The organism is Pedococcus aerophilus (assembly GCF_039532215.1).
Lineage (GTDB): Bacteria > Actinomycetota > Actinomycetes > Actinomycetales > Dermatophilaceae > Pedococcus > Pedococcus aerophilus.
The window spans coordinates 388408-403321 of the sequence record NZ_BAAARN010000004.1 but is presented as its reverse complement, the minus strand read 5'-3'; the positions used below and the strand labels follow the sequence as shown (position 1 = coordinate 403321).

Genomic DNA, 14914 nt, shown 5'->3' with positions numbered 1-14914 from the left:
CCCGCGGCATACGGTGGGGTCATGACGCTGCGCATCGGCTACAAGGCCTCCGCCGAACAGTTCTCCCCCCGCGACCTGCTGGACTTCGCCGTCCAGGCCGAGCAGGTCGGCCTCGACAGCGTGATGGTCTCCGACCACTTCCAGCCGTGGCGCCACCACGGGGGCCACGCCCCCTTCTCGCTGGCCTGGCTCGCCGCCGTCGGGGAGCGCACGGAGCGCGTCCAGCTCGGCACGTCCGTGATGACGCCGACCTTCCGCTACAACCCGGCCGTCGTGGCGCAGGCGTTCGGCACCCTCGCCTCGTTGCAGCCGGGGCGCCTCATGCTCGGGATCGGGACCGGTGAGGCCCTCAACGAGGTCGTCGTCGGGTCCGTCGACGAGTGGCCCGAGTTCAAGGAGCGGTTCGCGCGGCTGCGCGAGGCGGTCACGCTCATGCGCAGGCTCTGGACCGAGGACCGGGTCACCTTCGAGGGCGAGTACTACCGGACCACGGACGCGACGATCTACGACAAGCCGGACCAGCCCGTGCCGGTCTACGTCGCCGCAGGCGGTCCCCTGGTCGCACGGTACGCCGGTCGCTCCGGTGACGGCTTCATCTGCACCTCGGGCAAGGGCGAGGAGCTCTACCGCGACAAGCTACTCCCGGCCGTCGACGAGGGCCTCGCAAAGTCCGGGCGCACCCGCGACGACCTCGACCGGATGATCGAGGTGAAGCTCTCCTGGGACCCGGACCGCGAGCAGGCCGTGGCGAACTGCCGTTTCTGGGCCGCGTTGTCCCTCACCGCCGAGCAGAAGCACGGCACCACCGACCCGATGGAGATGGAGCGCCTCGGCGACGAGCTCCCGGACGAGCAGGTCGCCTCGCGCTGGATCGTCACCGACGACCCGGAGGAGGTCGTCGCCAAGGTGAAGCCCTACGTCGACCTCGGGTTCAACCACCTCGTGTTCCACGGACCGGGCGCGGACCAGTCCCGTTTCCTCACGACCTTCGCCGACCGGGTGCTGCCCGGTCTGCGCGAACTCGGCTGATCGCCGGTTCCCCTGCGCCCCAAGCGAATCTACGCTGGGGGTGGCTGAACGCACTCCAGCGGACCGGCAGCGGACGAGAGGGACGACGATGACCGAGATGGAGCCCCGTACGCGGTGGTCCGAGGTGTCCGGCGGCCCGGGTGCAGCCTCCGCCTACCAGCAGCGCTTCGACGACCTCGCCGCCAGCGGTGTCGACATCCACGGCGAGGCGTCGTTCGTCGCCTCCCTCGTCGCGCCGCCGGTGCGGGTGCTCGACGCAGGGTGCGGCACCGGCCGGGTGGCCACCCAGCTGACCGCCCTGGGGTACCCCTGCGTCGGTGTGGACGCCGACGCCGAGATGGTGGACGTTGCCGAGCAGCGCGACCCGGCCACGACGTGGGTGCGCCAGGACCTCAGTCGGATGCAGCTGCGGTCGCAGGCGTTCGAGCTCGCGGTCCTCGCGGGCAACGTCGTGCCCCTGCTGGCGCCGGGCACCCTGCTCGCAGCCGTCCAGCGGATCGCGGCCCACCTGCAGCCTGGCGGTTTCCTCGTGGCGGGTTTCGGGCTCGATGCCGCCCACCTCCCGGACGGGTGCCCCGTCACACCCCTGGTCGACTACGACCGGGCGTGCGAGGTCGCCGGACTGTCGTTCCTGCGCCGCTACGCCACGTGGGAGAAGACGCCGTGGGTGGACGGCGGCGGGTACGCCGTCTCCGTCCACCGGCTCAACGACTAGCCACGAGGACTAGCCACGAGGACTAGCCACGAGGACTAGGAGTCGGCGGTGCCCTCGTTCCAGGCCCTGTCCTCGGCGTCCCAGTCCTCGGTGTTCTTCTTCGCGCTCTCGAGGGCCGACGCGGCAGCCTCCTGCGAGTCGTAGGGGCCCATGAGCTGGGCGCCCTGGCTCTTGTCGTCGTCGCTCTCGACCTGGTGGGTATCGACGTTGAACCAGTAAGCCATGGGGGTGCCTCCAACTCGACGGATCTGTGGACCTCTCTAGACTCCACCGTATGCCGTTGACCTACGCAAGCGTGGCCCCGGGCGAGGTGTCGCCGCGTCGGCCCGTCCCTGCGACGATCGAGCGGCCGGAGTACGTCGACAAGCCCGCCCCGAAGCGTGAGGAGGGCGGCGACGTCAAGGACGCCGAGACCATCGAGAAGATGCGGGTCGCCGGTCGGATCGCCGCGCAGGCCATGGCCGCAGCGGCCGCCGTCATCGCCCCCGGGGTGACGACCGACGAGGTCGACCGCGTCGGGCACGAGTTCCTCATGGATCACGGCGCCTACCCCTCGACGCTGGGCTACAAGGGCTTCCCGAAGTCGTTGTGCACCTCGGTCAACGAGGTCGTCTGCCACGGCATCCCGGACAGCCGTCCCCTCGAGGACGGCGACATCGTCAACATCGACATCACCGCGTTCATCGGCGGCGTGCACGGCGACACCGACGCCACCTACCTGTGCGGCGACGTCGACGAGGAGTCCCGCCTGCTCGTCGAGCGCACCCACGAGGCGATGATGCGCGGCATCAAGGCCGCCGTGCCCGGTCGCGAGATCAACATCATCGGCCGGGTCATCCAGAGCTACGCGAGACGATTCGGGTACGGCGTCGTCCGTGACTTCACCGGCCACGGGATCGGGACGTCGTTCCACGGCGGCCTGATCATCCCGCACTACGACGCGGCGCCGTCGTACGCGACGACCATCGAGCCGGGCATGACCTTCACCATCGAGCCGATGCTCAACCTCGGCACCCCTGAGTGGGACATGTGGGACGACGGCTGGACCGTGGTCACCAAGGACCGCCGCCGGTCGGCGCAGTTCGAGCACACCATCCTCATCACCGACAGCGGCAACGAGATCCTGACCCTGCCGTAGCACTGGCCAACCCCAGCGCACGGCGACCGCAAGGAGGCGGCACACCATGTCCAAGAACGCCAAGCAGGGACTCCCCCTCGGGATCGACGTCGGGGGCAGCGGCATCAAGGGCGCCCCCGTGGACCTCGCTGCCGGGGCCTTCGCCTCGAAGCGGCTTCGGATCGACACGCCCGCCGCCTCGACCCCCGAGGCCGTCGCGGCCGTCATCGACCAGATCGTCGACCACTTCGAGGACGTCCGCGGCGACTCCCCCATCGGCGTCACCATCCCCGGTGTCGTCACCCACGGGGTCGTGCGATCGGCCGCCAACATCGACAAGTCCTGGCTGGACTTCGACGCCGAGCCGATGCTCGAGAAGAAGCTCGGCCACGACATCGTCCTGGTCAATGACGCGGATGCCGCCGGGGTCGCAGAGCTGCACTACGGCGCAGCCAAGGGCCAGAAGGGCCTCGTGGTCATGACGACCCTGGGCACGGGGATCGGTTCGGCCCTGATCTTCGACGGCAAGCTCATCCCCAACTCCGAGCTCGGCCACCTCGAGATCGACGGGTTCGACGCCGAGTCCCGGGCCGCGTCGTCGATCAAGGACAAGGAGGGCCTCAGCTACCCCGAGTGGGCCGAGCGGCTCCAGCGCTACTACAGCCACGTCGAGGCGCTGCTCTGGCCCGACCTGTTCGTCGTCGGTGGCGGGGTCTCCAAGGACGCCGAGCAGTTCCTGCCGCTGCTGAAGCTCAAGACGCCGATCGTCGCTGCGACGCTCCAGAACAAGGCCGGCATCATCGGCGCGGCCCACCTCGCGCAGGAGGAGCACGACCGCCGCCAGAAGTAGGTCGGCAACCCGGCCCGCTGCTCAGGGCCCGTCCTTCAGGGCCCGTCCCTCGGGAGCGACCGAACCTCAGGAGCGCCCGGGGCACTGGCGCAGCACGTGTCCGGGAGCTCCGGGGGCGGCGAGCTCCAGGTCGCGTCGCACCACGCGCAGCGGTGGGCCGGTGGCGCAGGCGACGTCGAACCCGGCGTCGGTGTACTCCACGTCCAGCACGCGGGCGCCATACACCCGGGTGAAGGGTTCGCACTCGTCGAAGGCACCGCAGTCCTCGGTCACCGCGAAGTCGAACGCGGGCAGCCCCGGGGTGCCGAGCAGCTCCGCGGCGTTCTTCTGCGCGACCGCCAGGCCCCGCGTGTGCGCGGCTCCCACCAGCAGGCCCGCGTATGCCGTCGCATCGGCCTTCGTGATCCGGCCCCCCGAACGGGTCCACGAGTCGAGGTTGTCGAGCTCGACGGCCCGGAAACCGTTGCGCACACAGCGATCCAGCTCACCGACCACGACTGCGGCAGCACCGGTGCGCCGGTCCCGGTCGCCGAGGTCGAGCAGCATCTCGCCGGGCCAGTCCGGGTCCTCGACGGACGCGCCGGCGGCATCCCGCAGGACGAGGAAGGGCCGCTCGCGCAACCAGGTCGCGCGATCCTCCGGCTGGGTCTGGAAGGCATTGACGTAGCAGACGCCGTACGTGCCGGCCGGCGGGCGCGAGGACCGGTCGCGCACGACGACAGAGACCCCGGGGCCGGGCGGGTAGGCCTCGTCCAGCTGGTAGTCGAACGCCCCGGTCTCCGGCGGCAGCCGCACCACGGACGGCTGCGCGGTGGTTCCAGCGGGAACCGGAACCGCCCTCGGGTGGGAGCCGCGGGTGACGAGCAGCCGGTGGCGACGACGAGGGCGAGGACACCGAGGAGTCCGGCCCGGCCGAGACGTGTGCGCCGAGCCATGTCAGCGCATCGAGACGAGGTCCTGCAGCAGGTCGGCCTGTCGGCGGGCGAACAGGCCCGCGCCGATCCGCACGGCGACGACGAAGCCGACCACACCCAGCACCGGCCCCAGCACGAGCACCGTCCACGCCGCCCAGGAGTACCCGAGCAGCGCGACGCCGAAGAGCACCAGCTCGGGCAGGGACAGCGCCATCACCGCACCACCGCACACGGTCTGCACGGCGAAGGTCACCCCGACCGAGCCCGGTCGGCTGCTGAACGGGCTCTCGCCCGGCGACGGCACGGCATACTGCTTGACCGCGCTGGTGATCGAGGCCACCGCGAACCCGTTGAGCACGACGGCGACGCCCGCCCCCAGCGCTGCGGGGAACAGCGCCCAGGAGCCGCCCACGAGGGGGCCGAGCAGGGCGTACCCGGGGACGCACACCAGGGCCAGCAGGCCCGACGGGAACAGCCGGCCCACGCGGTCAGCGACCCCGTCGACCCCTGAGGCGACGTGCAGCCAGAAGGCCGTCGAGTCGTAGCCGACGTCGTTGTGCTGCCCCCAGCCGATGAGGTAGGCCGAGACCAGCGGCATGACGGCGAGCACCACGTCGGACCCGTTGCCGGAGAGCCCGGGAAAGAGCAGTCCGGCCGGGAGCAGGATGGTCATGATCGCCGGGACGTTGAACCGGGGGTCACGCACCCAGTAGGTGCCGGCGCGCGCGGCGACGGCTCCCAGCGGGGTGCCCGGGAAGGTCGCGAACAGCCCGAGCCCGCGCCGCGCTCCGCCACCGTCGCTGGCCGTGCCCCGCGGGTTGCGCAGGACCGAGACGAGCAGCCGCTCCCACGCGACGAACAGCACGAGGGCGAGGATGGCGGCGAGAAGGAGCCGGATGCCGGCAGCGCCCCAGTGGCCGACCATGACGTCGCCCGAGGCGGCCCACGCCCACCCCAGCGGCGTCCAGGCGAGGACGTCCGCGAGGGCGACGAGGCGATCGCGCGTGAGCCCCCCGTCGTTGACGAAGCCGAGGGACGGACCCACCGCGAGCAGGAACAGCAGGCCCCCCACCCCGGCGACGTCCCGGCCCCGGCGTGAGGACAGGACGGCTGCGGCGGCTCCGGACACCACCCTGCTGATGATGAGGCAGGTGGCCAGCCCCAGGGCTCCTCCGACGAGGGCCACGACCGTCGCCACCACGGAGCGGGACGAGGCGAAGACGGTGCCGAGGACGACGAGGACCGTGCCGATTCCGGGGAGCCCGATCAGGGCGCTGAGCAGCAGCCCGACCGCCAGGGTGCGTTCCCGCACGGCGAACGTCGCGAAGCGTGTCGGGTCCAGGGTCGGGTCGATGCCGAAGAGCACCAGCGGCAGCAGCGCCCACCCAGCGATGAGCCCCGCCCCGCCGACGGTCAGCATGGTCCTGGTGAGCTCGGCGTCGCCCTCGAGTCGGAGGGTCACGAGCAGGAGCAGCGCTGCCAGGACGATGGCGCCGCCGTAGAGCAGTCCGAGCACCATGCCGACGATGGCCGCCGGACTGCGCCGGAACCCGTTCCGGACGAGGTCGAGCTTCAGTCGGAGGAGGTGCGCAACCACGCGAGCCCCTCCACGTCCGTGCGACCACCGACGAGGTCGAGGAACCGGTCGTCCAGGCTCATGCCCGCGCGGACGTCGTCGACCGTCCCGATCGCCCGGACCTGCCCGCTGGCGATGATCGCGACGTGGGTGCAGATCCGCTCGACGAGGTCCATGACGTGGCTGGACAGGACGACCGTGCCGCCGTTGGCCGCGAAGTCCTCGAGGATCCCGCGGATCGTCCGGGCGGAGACGGGGTCGACCGCCTCGAACGGCTCGTCGAGGACGAGCAGGCGCGGGGCATGGATCAGGGCGCAGGCCAAGGTGATCTTCTTGGTCATCCCGGCCGAGTAGTCGATGACGAGCTTGTCGCCGGCGTCGGTGAGCCCGAGGGCGACCATGAGCTCCTCGGTCCGCTCGGCGACGAGGGCGCGGTCCATGCCGCGCAGCAGCCCGGCGTAGGTGACCAGCTGACGCCCGGTCAGCCGGTCGAACAGGCGGAGCCCGTCGGGGAGCACCCCGATCCGGGCCTTGGCGGCGATCGGGTCGGTCCAGACGTCGGCGCCCAGGACGTGCGCGGTGCCGGCGTCCGGGCGCAGCAGCCCGGTGGCCATCGACAAGGTGGTGGTCTTCCCAGCGCCGTTGGGGCCCACGAGACCGAAGAAGGACCCGCGGGGCACGTCCAGGTCGAGGTGGTCGACGGCGACCATCTCGCCGAAGCGCTTGGTCAGGCCGCGCAGGCCCAGGGCGATCTGCTCGTCCGACATGCCCTCGACGCTAGCGCTGACGCGCGACGAGCATGGCCTTCTTGGGGACGTCGGTCTGAACGGTGTACCTGCGGGGCTTCTGCTCGTCCTGCTCCGCGTAGCCCATCTTGGCCAAGCGCATCAGGACGACCGGGCACTGCTTGCAGCGCGGCTTGTCCTTGCAGCACTTCTTCTTCGCCTTGGCCGTGGTCGTCGCCTTGGCCTTGGAGGAGTTCTTGGGCACAGGTCGAGGGTAGGTGAGGCTTACCTAACCGCCAAATCGGTGCCGATCCGCGGAACCGGTCAGCGCGTGAACTCGCGGCTGCGGCCGCCGGACAGGTCGTGGATCTCGGTGCCCTTCGAGCCGAGGTTCCCCGCCTGCGTGAGGTAGAGGGTTCGGCCCACCTCGCTGAGCAGGGCGTCGTGGACCGGTATGGCGTGGGGGGCAGCGATCCTGCGCAGGAACCCGGTCATGTCACGGCTGCGCGCCCACGGGGCGCTGAGGGGGAAGGCCAGGACGTCGATCTCACCCGGGTCGGCGTCGACCGCGTCTCCCGGGTGGAAGAAGCTGGGCTCCCCCTCCGCGGTGAGGCGCATCCCGGTGTTGTGGATCCGGGGGATGTCGTCGTGGATCAACGCGTGCATCTCCCCGACCCCGCTGACCGTGACGGTTCCGACCTCGACCTCGTCGCCGGCCCGCAGGGCCTCGGCGTCGATGCCCTTGCCGCCGAGCTGCGCGGCGGTCTCGGGGTCGGTCACGAGCTGGGCGCGCGGATTCGCCTCGAGCAGCGCCGGGAGCCGGTCGACGTCGAGGTGGTCGGGGTGCTGGTGGGTCACGAGGACCGCGTCGAGGTCGCGCTGGTGCTGAGCCTCGGGCGAGAACGTGCCCGGGTCGATCAGGAGACGCGCCCCACCGATCTCGACGAGGAGGCAGGCGTGGCCGAGGTGGGTGATCCGCATGGCTCCACCGTAGGCCGCTCGTCCGCACCGGGCCACGTGGACCGGTCAGCTCCTGTCGTGGCGCGAACCGGTGTCGTCCAACGCGTCACGGAGTCGGACTGCTATCCGTTCCAGCAGCGCCCTGGCGCGCTCGGGGTCACCGTCGAGGAAGTAGTGGTCCGCGCCGGGGACGACCTCGTGGTCGACGGCGACCCCGGAGTCCGCGAGGCGGGCTGCATACGCATCGCCCTCTGCGCGCAGCACGTCGCGCTGAGCCGTCACGACGTAGGCCGGCGGCAACTTGTCGAGCCGCGGTGCCAGCAATGGCGAGGCGTAGCCCTCCTCCCGGCGCGAGGCGTCACGGAAGTAGGTGGCGCGGACGAGCTCGAGCACCTGGCGCCCGATCATGCTCCCCGGTGCTCGCGCGACCTTGCTGTCGACGGGCTCCGCGACGTCGAGCGACGGGACGCCGAGGACCTGCAGGGCCGGCTGCACCGAACGCTCGTCGCGGGCCATGAGGCAGGCCGCTGCCGCGAGGTTCCCGCCGGCGCTCAGACCGCTGACGGCGACTCGCCTGCCGCCGGTGCTGAGCGAATCCCCCTGTGCCGCAGCCCAGACCAGCACATCGTGAGCCTGCTCCTGGGCAACCGGGTAGCGGTGTCGAGGGGCAACGTCGTAGTCGACGTTGACGACCACCACTCCTGCACGAGCCGCCATGTACCTCGCCCAGAAGTCGTCCATCGCGGGGTGACGCATGACAAACGCTCCTCCGTGCAGGTGCACGAGGACCCCGGTCGGCGTGCCGTGCGGTCGGTAGACGTCGCAGGGCACCGGGCCTCTCCTCGTGGGCACGCGGACCCGTGCAGTAGGCGCGAGGTCACCGCCCTCGAACTGCAGGGCGTCGCCGTACCGCACGGTGCGCGATGCACCGAGGCCAAGGCTCCAGGCGGTCAGGTCGGCTCGGATTCCCACGACCACCATTCGGTGCAGCGTCCGGATCGGCTTGGGCCTCAATGTCGTTCACGACTCGCTTCTGCCCTGAAACGGTGTCTAGTGCGATCGCACGGAGCGGACTGGCACGTCAGCACCGCTGCACGACCCACGCCTCGTTCGTGTGACGACTTCCGCACACCAGTTGGTGGAGAAGCGGCTGGACGAAAGGACGAGAGGACCTTCAAGGGTTGGCCAAGTCGGCGTGGGCGAAACGGCGCAGTCCCCACGATTGGTCCTGTCGCGGAGCCCCCGATCCGCGAGTCGCGGTGACCCCCCTGCTCACCACGACCACCATGAAGCAACGGAGATCCCCCCATGTCTGTTGAGACCAGCACCTCAGCCCGCCGCACCGTCCTCAAGTCCCTCGGTGTCGCAGCCGTCGTCGCCACCGGAGCAGCCGTCACCGGCGCGACGCCCGCCAGCGCGGCGCCCGCCCTGGACGACATCCTGCTCGACTCGTTCACCGGCACCGATGACGAGAAGCTCACCCAGGCCCTGGCTGTCGCCAAGGTGTCCTCGCCGCGCCGTGCGATCCGCCTCGCGGGCCGTGCCCACACCTTCACCCAGACGCGGACCACGTTCTCCGGCCTGCGGATCCTCGGCCCGAACGTCGGCTGGCAGAACCCCGAGATCGCCGGCATGGGCGGGTGCCTCCCGCAGTGCACCGTCACCCTCAACTGCGGCAACGCCGGCAACTCCTGGCTCGTCGGCACCTCCACGACGTACAACGTCATGATCGCCGGCATCACCTTCAAGTCGAGCAACGCCGTCACGCAGTTCTATCACCACCCCTACTCGGCCGGCACCTGCTACGCCGCGACCTTCGACACCCTGTCGTTCTACGGCTTCAAGCACGTCCTGGGCACCCCGGCCGACCCGTTCTCGATGACGCTGGTCACCACCAAGGGCTCGTGGACCTGCGTCGCCGTCCAGGACACGCAGTTCTCCCTGCGCGGTTCGGACAACTTCCTCTGGGTCGCCGGAGACATGAACTACGGCTGGCCCGGCGCGAACGGCGGCAAGTACCTCATGCGCTTCAGCAACCTGTCGAAGACGTCCGTGCGCCACCTCTACCTGACCGCCCGCGGCGGCTCCCGCGCCATCCTCGTCGAGGGCCCGGCCTCCCAGCAGGGTGGGCTGGACTTCAGCGACTGCGTCGTCGAGGGCCAGAACGCCAACGACCCGGCGATGGGTGCGCTCATCGTCGTCAAGGGCGGCGGCGTCTCCTTCACCAACACCAAGCTCAACTTCGGCATGGCCCGCCCGTCGGACTTCACCGACCAGACCGACACCGCGCTCATCATGGTCAAGGCCGGCACCGTCCTGCTCACCAACACCTGGACCTGTCGCGCCAGCGCCACGTCCGAGTCCGTCCCGGTCGTCCACGTCACCGGCGGCGCCGCATACGTGTCGCGCCTCATGGGCATGGGTGGCACCTGGGCCGGCAAGCCCAAGGTCGTCCGCTCCGCCGGCACGCTCATCGCCGACGAGACGGCCACCCTCGCCTGATCCGTCACCACACCGAAGCGCCCCACCCTCGTCGAGGGTGGGGCGCTCTCGCGTTCGTGTCCGGAGGACCCCGGACCTCTCACGAGTCGCACATCGCCTGTCACCAGCAGTGGTTATGAATTCTGGCACCACACGCGGAACTTGGAGGGGTGCGTGGACTGGAGTTGGTGGGAGCCCGCGCGGTTGGCGATCGGAGCCTTCCTCACATCGTCCGGCTTCGGCGGGCTGGCTGCCTTCGGTGCGGCTCTCCTCGCCTTTCGCGGCATCCGGGCTCGGATCGGCTACGACCAGTCAGCAGCCGTCGAGGCTGACGCCCGAGAACGTTGGTGGCAGGCGTACACACACCTCTGGGACAACCGCGAGAAGATTGCCGACGAGGACCTGCTGGACGGCGTAGCATCGTTGGAAGAGGTCGCCGAGACAGCCCAGCAGACCATGATGCTGGATCTGCTGGTGGCCCAGGTGATCGCGAGGGAAGAGGTGGAGACCACATGAGCACCACAGCCGAGCAGGGCAGGTCCGTCGTTCAGGGTGACAAAGGCCACCGCACGACCAAGAGTCGGATCCAGACCCTCGAACGTGCGCAGAAGATGCGCGCGCAGCTTCGCGCCAAGGCGAAGACCCTCCCCAACGGGATCTGATCAGCAGCTTCATCGCTCGGCGGCGCCGAGCCTCCGTTAGCACTTTCCGCCGCCGTCCTACTCTCCCCAGACGCGCGGCGAACTTCTCCTGCGCTGCGCGATGGGGGTGGAACGGGGGATGAGTCGGCCGATACGCCGGGTTCTGTCCCACGGCCCGGTTGCCCCGGCCGTGGTGACGGTCATCCATCTACGACAGCCGTTGCCGACTGCCTCCAGCGCTCTACCCGTGTGCTCGGGCGGGCAGCCCTCGGACGCACACTGTCTGAGCTTGCTCCGGGTGGGGTTTACCTAGCCGGACCAGTCACCTGGCCCGCTGGTGGTCTCTTACACCACCGTTTCACCCTTACCGCGGTGCCTGCGCAACCGGGGCTGCGTGGTCCACCGTGGCGGTCTGTTCTCTGTGGCACTGTCCCGCGGGTCACCCCGGGTGGCTGTTAACCACCACCGTGCCCTGTGGAGCCCGGACGTTCCTCGGCGGTGGTTGCCCACCGACGCGACCGTCTGGCCGACTCATCCGTCGCCAAGGATAGGGCAGGTATGGCGCCGAGCCGGCCAGGCGGCATACCTGCGTCGTCCTGCGGTGACTAGTCAGGGCTGACCATGGGTCGTGGTCACTTCGGGCCACACTGGATTGAGGGTCGTCCCCTGATTGAAATGCACCGTGCGCGCAGGCTTCGGATGAAGCAGCCTCGACGTGGTGAGGAGGGGACCATGACGACACACGAGACCATCACTGCGCTCGGATCCCGGGCAGGCCTGGCAGCTCCGACCATGGAGGTGTCCTTCCTGGGCGGCTTCCGCCTGACGGTGGGCGGCGTGAGGCTGGGGCCGCGTCAGTTGGGGGGCACCAAGCCGCGCCTGATCCTGGAGGCCCTGCTCGCCCATGGTGGGTCGCCGGTGTCCAAGGAGAAGCTGGTGTCGATGCTCTGGCCGGGCGAAGGGGGGCACGGCTCGAAGGCCAACCTCGAGACGTACGCCTGCGTCCTGCGCAAGCACCTGCACGCCGCCGCTGTCGGCAGTGAGGACATCATCTGCACGGTGTCGGGGAGCTACACGGTCGACATGGCACGCATCGACCTCGACCTCGACCGGTACCGCCGCCTCGTCCGGCTGGCGACCGATCCCCGCACTCCGCCCGACGACTCGCTGCCCCTGCTGGCCGAGGCGCTCGCCCTCGGTGACGCGGAGCTGCTTCCCGAGGAGGGCGACCTCGAGTGGCTCGTGGACCTTCGGAGACTGCACTCGGGCCTCCTGCGCAACCAGCTGGTCCAAGGGGCGGTCAAGATCATGAACATCGCTCCTTCCCTGGCCCGGCACTGGTCCCTTCTCGCCGTGCGCCGCGACTGCCTGGACGAGGCCGCCTGGATCGCCTACCTGTCCAGCCTGGAACGACTCGGTCTGCACGCCGAGGGCCTGCGCGCCTACAACGACTGCCGGCGTGTCTTCTCCCGCGAGCTCGGCTGCTCCCCCGGACGAGTGCTGCAGGACACGTACGTCCGGATGCTGCGGGGGGCCAACGAGGCCAACAGTGAGCTCAGCCGGCTCCTCGACGCCGTGGTCAGCCTGCACGGCGCCACGGGACCGAGCGACCGTACGAGCCCCGGTACCCGGACCACCGCCTCACTCCCGAGCTCGCCTGTGCCCGTCGACGAGGCGCGACGGGCGCTGACCAGCCTGCTCATGATGGGGAGCGGCACGCCTAATGGTGGAGCCGCGGCAGCGCGAACGGCCTGACAATCGGGGGGCGGGCGCTCGGGATGCACAGATGCCGTCCCATCCCCGCCGACCCGCACCGCACGACGAGGGGGTGAGCGCTGCATGGTCCGCAACCCGACGACTCGGGTGCTGGTCGTGGACGACCACACCACCTTCGCGGAGCTGCTGGCCGGCGCCCTGGACCGTGAGCCCGACCTCGAGAGCGTCGGTCACGCGACCACGGCGGCGGCCGGGGTCGCGATGTTCCGCGACCTGCGACCCGAGCTCGTGCTCATGGACGTCCAGCTTCCCGACGCCACGGGGTTCGACGCGACACGCCAGATCATGGCGATGGACCCGTTCGCACGGGTCATCGTCCTCACCGCCCACGCCAAGCCCGAGTTCGCGGGCGACGCGCTGGTCGCAGGCGCCTGCGGCTTCCTCGCCAAGGACGGGACGTTGGCCGCCATGCTCGCTGCTGTCCGGACCGCGCGACCGGGGCACGTGGCGGTGGACCCAGACCTGATGATCCACCTCATCGCCGACGCGGCTGCTCCACGTGAGCCGGCCGTTCGCCTGAGCGATCGACAGCTCGACGTCCTCGCCCTGCTGGCCGACGGCGAGGACGTCCAGCACATAGCCAAGGAGCTCGACATCTCCCTGAGCACCTGCCGCAGCTACGTGCAGTCGATCCTCATCAAGCTCAATGCCCACAGCCAGCTGGAGGCCGTGGTGATTGCCGCCCGTCTCGGGCTGGTGACCATCGGTCGACCAGATCGGCTGTCGCGCGACGCCCATCGATGATGGTGACCCGTTGGCGTTCCGGGTCCGAGACCGCAGAGGTCCGGCACGCCGTCCTGCGCTATCTCCTCTACGGCGCCGTGGCGCTGGTCGTCGTATCCGTGCCGACCTTCGTCGCCCTGAGCCGGATCGCCGAGCACCACGCGCTGCAGAGTGCCGCCGAGGACGGCGCGAGCATCGCCCGCCGACTACTGGCTCCCGCGGTGACCGCGGGCCTGCTCGCCGCCGATCCCGACGCCATCGCTGCCATGGACCGGCGACTGACGGGCCGGATGAGTGACGGCTCCCTTGCACGCGTCAAGATCTGGACCCGCGACGGCACCATCATCTACTCCGACGAGCACTCCCTCATCGGGCGACGATACCCGTCCAACCCCGACCTGGCCGGACTCGTCCCCGGCGCCCCTCCCGTCTCGGCCATCTCCGACCTCGATGAGCCCGAGAACGTCTTCGAACGAGCCAGCGGCGGGCTGGTCGAGGTCTACACGCTGCCCGTCTCGACGAACGGCATCGACGTCGTCTACGAGATGTACTTCCCCCTCGTCAGGGTCGAGCGCGAACGCAACCAGCTGGTCTCCCAGATGGTCCCCGTCGGGATGCTCGCCCTGGGCACCCTCGCCCTGTCCCAGTTGCCGCTGGCCATCGGCCTCGCCCGACGGGTCACCAGCATCCGCCGGTCACGGTTGCGGATGCTCGCACAGACGGTCAAGGCCGTCGAGCTCGAACGACATCGACTGGCCCAGGACCTGCACGACGACGTCATCCAGGACCTCTCGGGTGTCGCTGTCACGCTCGAGTCGGTCGGCAGGTCCGGTCGCACCGCGACGAGCCGGACCGGTCAGCAGACCATCGACCGGGATGTGGCCCACACCGTGGAACGGACGGCTCAGATCCTGCGCCGGGACGTCCAGCTGCTGCGCGACATCGTCGCCAACCTCTTCCCCGTCACGACCCACGACGGCGGGCTCGACGCCTCCATCCGCGAGCTAGCCGCCGTTCTCGTGCAGCAGGGACTGCGCGTCAACCTCGAGCTCGACCCCGACCCCGGCGTCGACCCGGTGACTGCGGGACTGGTTCACCGCGTCACCAGGGAGGCGATGGTCAACGTCTCCAAGCACGCCGAGGCGAGCACGGTGGACGTCGATCTCGTCATCACTTCCGACTCGGTCGAGCTGCGGGTCTCGGACAACGGCCGCGGCACCGACCCTGGTGGTCCACACCGGACCGCCGGACACGTGGGCCTCGACATCGTGCGCGAGACGATCTCCGAAGCGGGGGGCACCGTGGACGTCATACCGCGCCGACCGCACGGCACCACGGTGCGCGCCATACTCCCCCGCTGAGCCGAGCCGCGCGCCCGAAAGATTTTCCCAAGGTCGTGCCTTCACC

The 14914-nt window shown here is 70.1% G+C and carries 17 protein-coding genes and 1 other RNA gene; 10 read left to right on the top strand and 8 right to left on the bottom strand.

Going from position 1 to position 14914, the window contains the following annotated elements; genetic code table 11:
* The first annotated feature begins 21 nt into the window (after window positions 1–21).
* Both fgd and ABD286_RS16440 read left to right on the top strand, forming a co-directional pair.
* Window positions 22–1029: a glucose-6-phosphate dehydrogenase (coenzyme-F420) gene (gene fgd, locus ABD286_RS16445; RefSeq protein ID WP_344195412.1), complete on the top strand. Its 1008-nt coding sequence runs from the start codon at window positions 22–24 to the stop codon at window positions 1027–1029.
* 88 nt (window positions 1030–1117) lie between these two features.
* The gene (locus ABD286_RS16440; RefSeq protein WP_344195410.1) at window positions 1118–1744 is read left to right on the top strand and encodes a class I SAM-dependent DNA methyltransferase; all 627 of its coding nucleotides are present in this window, start codon (window positions 1118–1120) and stop codon (window positions 1742–1744) included.
* A gap of 35 nt (window positions 1745–1779) precedes the next feature.
* On the opposite strand, the gene ABD286_RS16435 is transcribed toward ABD286_RS16440, so the two are convergent.
* Entirely contained in the window at window positions 1780–1968 is a 189-nt protein-coding gene (locus ABD286_RS16435; RefSeq protein WP_344195408.1) for a methionine aminopeptidase, read from the bottom strand.
* A 50-nt stretch (window positions 1969–2018) separates the two neighbouring features.
* Here ABD286_RS16435 and map point away from each other — a divergent pair, with 50 nt between their 5' ends.
* Window positions 2019–2882, top strand: coding sequence for a type I methionyl aminopeptidase (map, locus tag ABD286_RS16430; RefSeq protein ID WP_344195406.1), 864 nt, complete (start codon window positions 2019–2021; stop codon window positions 2880–2882).
* Between the two features lie 46 nt (window positions 2883–2928).
* Entirely contained in the window at window positions 2929–3711 is a 783-nt protein-coding gene (gene ppgK, locus ABD286_RS16425; RefSeq protein ID WP_344195404.1) for a polyphosphate--glucose phosphotransferase, read from the top strand.
* Between the two features lie 66 nt (window positions 3712–3777).
* Here ppgK and ABD286_RS16420 read toward each other — a convergent pair whose 3' ends face one another.
* The 6 genes from ABD286_RS16420 to ABD286_RS16395 all read right to left on the bottom strand — a co-directional run bounded on the left by ABD286_RS16420 (window position 3778) and on the right by ABD286_RS16395 (window position 8858).
* Window positions 3778–4506, bottom strand: coding sequence for an endo alpha-1,4 polygalactosaminidase (locus ABD286_RS16420; protein ID WP_344195402.1), 729 nt, complete (start codon window positions 4504–4506; stop codon window positions 3778–3780).
* Window positions 4507–4647: 141 nt separating this feature from the next.
* Window positions 4648–6222, bottom strand: a complete 1575-nt coding sequence (locus ABD286_RS16415; protein WP_344195400.1) for a hypothetical protein — start codon at window positions 6220–6222, stop codon at window positions 4648–4650.
* Window positions 6198–6968 carry an ABC transporter ATP-binding protein gene (locus ABD286_RS16410; protein WP_344195398.1) on the bottom strand — a complete coding sequence of 257 codons (771 nt, stop codon included), beginning with the start codon at window positions 6966–6968 and terminating at the stop codon, window positions 6198–6200. Before ABD286_RS16410 ends, ABD286_RS16415 begins: the two co-directional genes overlap by 25 nt.
* 10 nt (window positions 6969–6978) lie before the next feature.
* The gene (locus tag ABD286_RS16405) at window positions 6979–7191 is read right to left on the bottom strand and encodes a hypothetical protein (protein WP_344195396.1); all 213 of its coding nucleotides are present in this window, start codon (window positions 7189–7191) and stop codon (window positions 6979–6981) included.
* Between the two features lie 59 nt (window positions 7192–7250).
* Window positions 7251–7907 (bottom strand): MBL fold metallo-hydrolase, encoded by a 657-nt coding sequence (locus tag ABD286_RS16400; protein ID WP_344195394.1) that lies wholly within the window; start codon window positions 7905–7907, stop codon window positions 7251–7253.
* A 45-nt stretch (window positions 7908–7952) separates the two neighbouring features.
* The gene (locus ABD286_RS16395; RefSeq protein ID WP_344195392.1) at window positions 7953–8858 is read right to left on the bottom strand and encodes an alpha/beta hydrolase; all 906 of its coding nucleotides are present in this window, start codon (window positions 8856–8858) and stop codon (window positions 7953–7955) included.
* A gap of 336 nt (window positions 8859–9194) precedes the next feature.
* On the opposite strand from ABD286_RS16395, the gene ABD286_RS16390 reads away from it, so the two are divergent.
* The 3 genes from ABD286_RS16390 to ABD286_RS16380 all read left to right on the top strand — a co-directional run bounded on the left by ABD286_RS16390 (window position 9195) and on the right by ABD286_RS16380 (window position 11029).
* Window positions 9195–10388 carry a hypothetical protein gene (locus ABD286_RS16390; protein ID WP_344195390.1) on the top strand — a complete coding sequence of 398 codons (1194 nt, stop codon included), beginning with the start codon at window positions 9195–9197 and terminating at the stop codon, window positions 10386–10388.
* Between the two features lie 153 nt (window positions 10389–10541).
* Entirely contained in the window at window positions 10542–10883 is a 342-nt protein-coding gene (locus ABD286_RS16385; RefSeq protein WP_344195388.1) for a hypothetical protein, read from the top strand.
* Window positions 10880–11029 (top strand): hypothetical protein, encoded by a 150-nt coding sequence (locus ABD286_RS16380; protein ID WP_344195386.1) that lies wholly within the window; start codon window positions 10880–10882, stop codon window positions 11027–11029. Before ABD286_RS16385 ends, ABD286_RS16380 begins: the two co-directional genes overlap by 4 nt.
* 115 nt (window positions 11030–11144) lie before the next feature.
* Here the strand turns inward: ABD286_RS16380 and rnpB are convergent.
* An RNA gene (rnpB, locus tag ABD286_RS16375) (RNase P RNA component class A) lies at window positions 11145–11542 on the bottom strand.
* A 198-nt stretch (window positions 11543–11740) separates the two neighbouring features.
* Between rnpB and ABD286_RS16370 the strand changes: the two genes are divergently transcribed.
* The 3 genes from ABD286_RS16370 (at window position 11741) to ABD286_RS16360 (ending at window position 14868) form a co-directional block, all read left to right on the top strand.
* Window positions 11741–12763 (top strand): AfsR/SARP family transcriptional regulator, encoded by a 1023-nt coding sequence (locus ABD286_RS16370; RefSeq protein WP_344195384.1) that lies wholly within the window; start codon window positions 11741–11743, stop codon window positions 12761–12763.
* An 84-nt stretch (window positions 12764–12847) separates the two neighbouring features.
* Window positions 12848–13528, top strand: a complete 681-nt coding sequence (locus tag ABD286_RS16365) for a response regulator (RefSeq protein WP_344195382.1) — start codon at window positions 12848–12850, stop codon at window positions 13526–13528.
* Window positions 13525–14868 carry a sensor histidine kinase gene (locus ABD286_RS16360; RefSeq protein WP_344195380.1) on the top strand — a complete coding sequence of 448 codons (1344 nt, stop codon included), beginning with the start codon at window positions 13525–13527 and terminating at the stop codon, window positions 14866–14868. Before ABD286_RS16365 ends, ABD286_RS16360 begins: the two co-directional genes overlap by 4 nt.
* The last annotated feature ends 46 nt before the right edge of the window (window positions 14869–14914 follow it).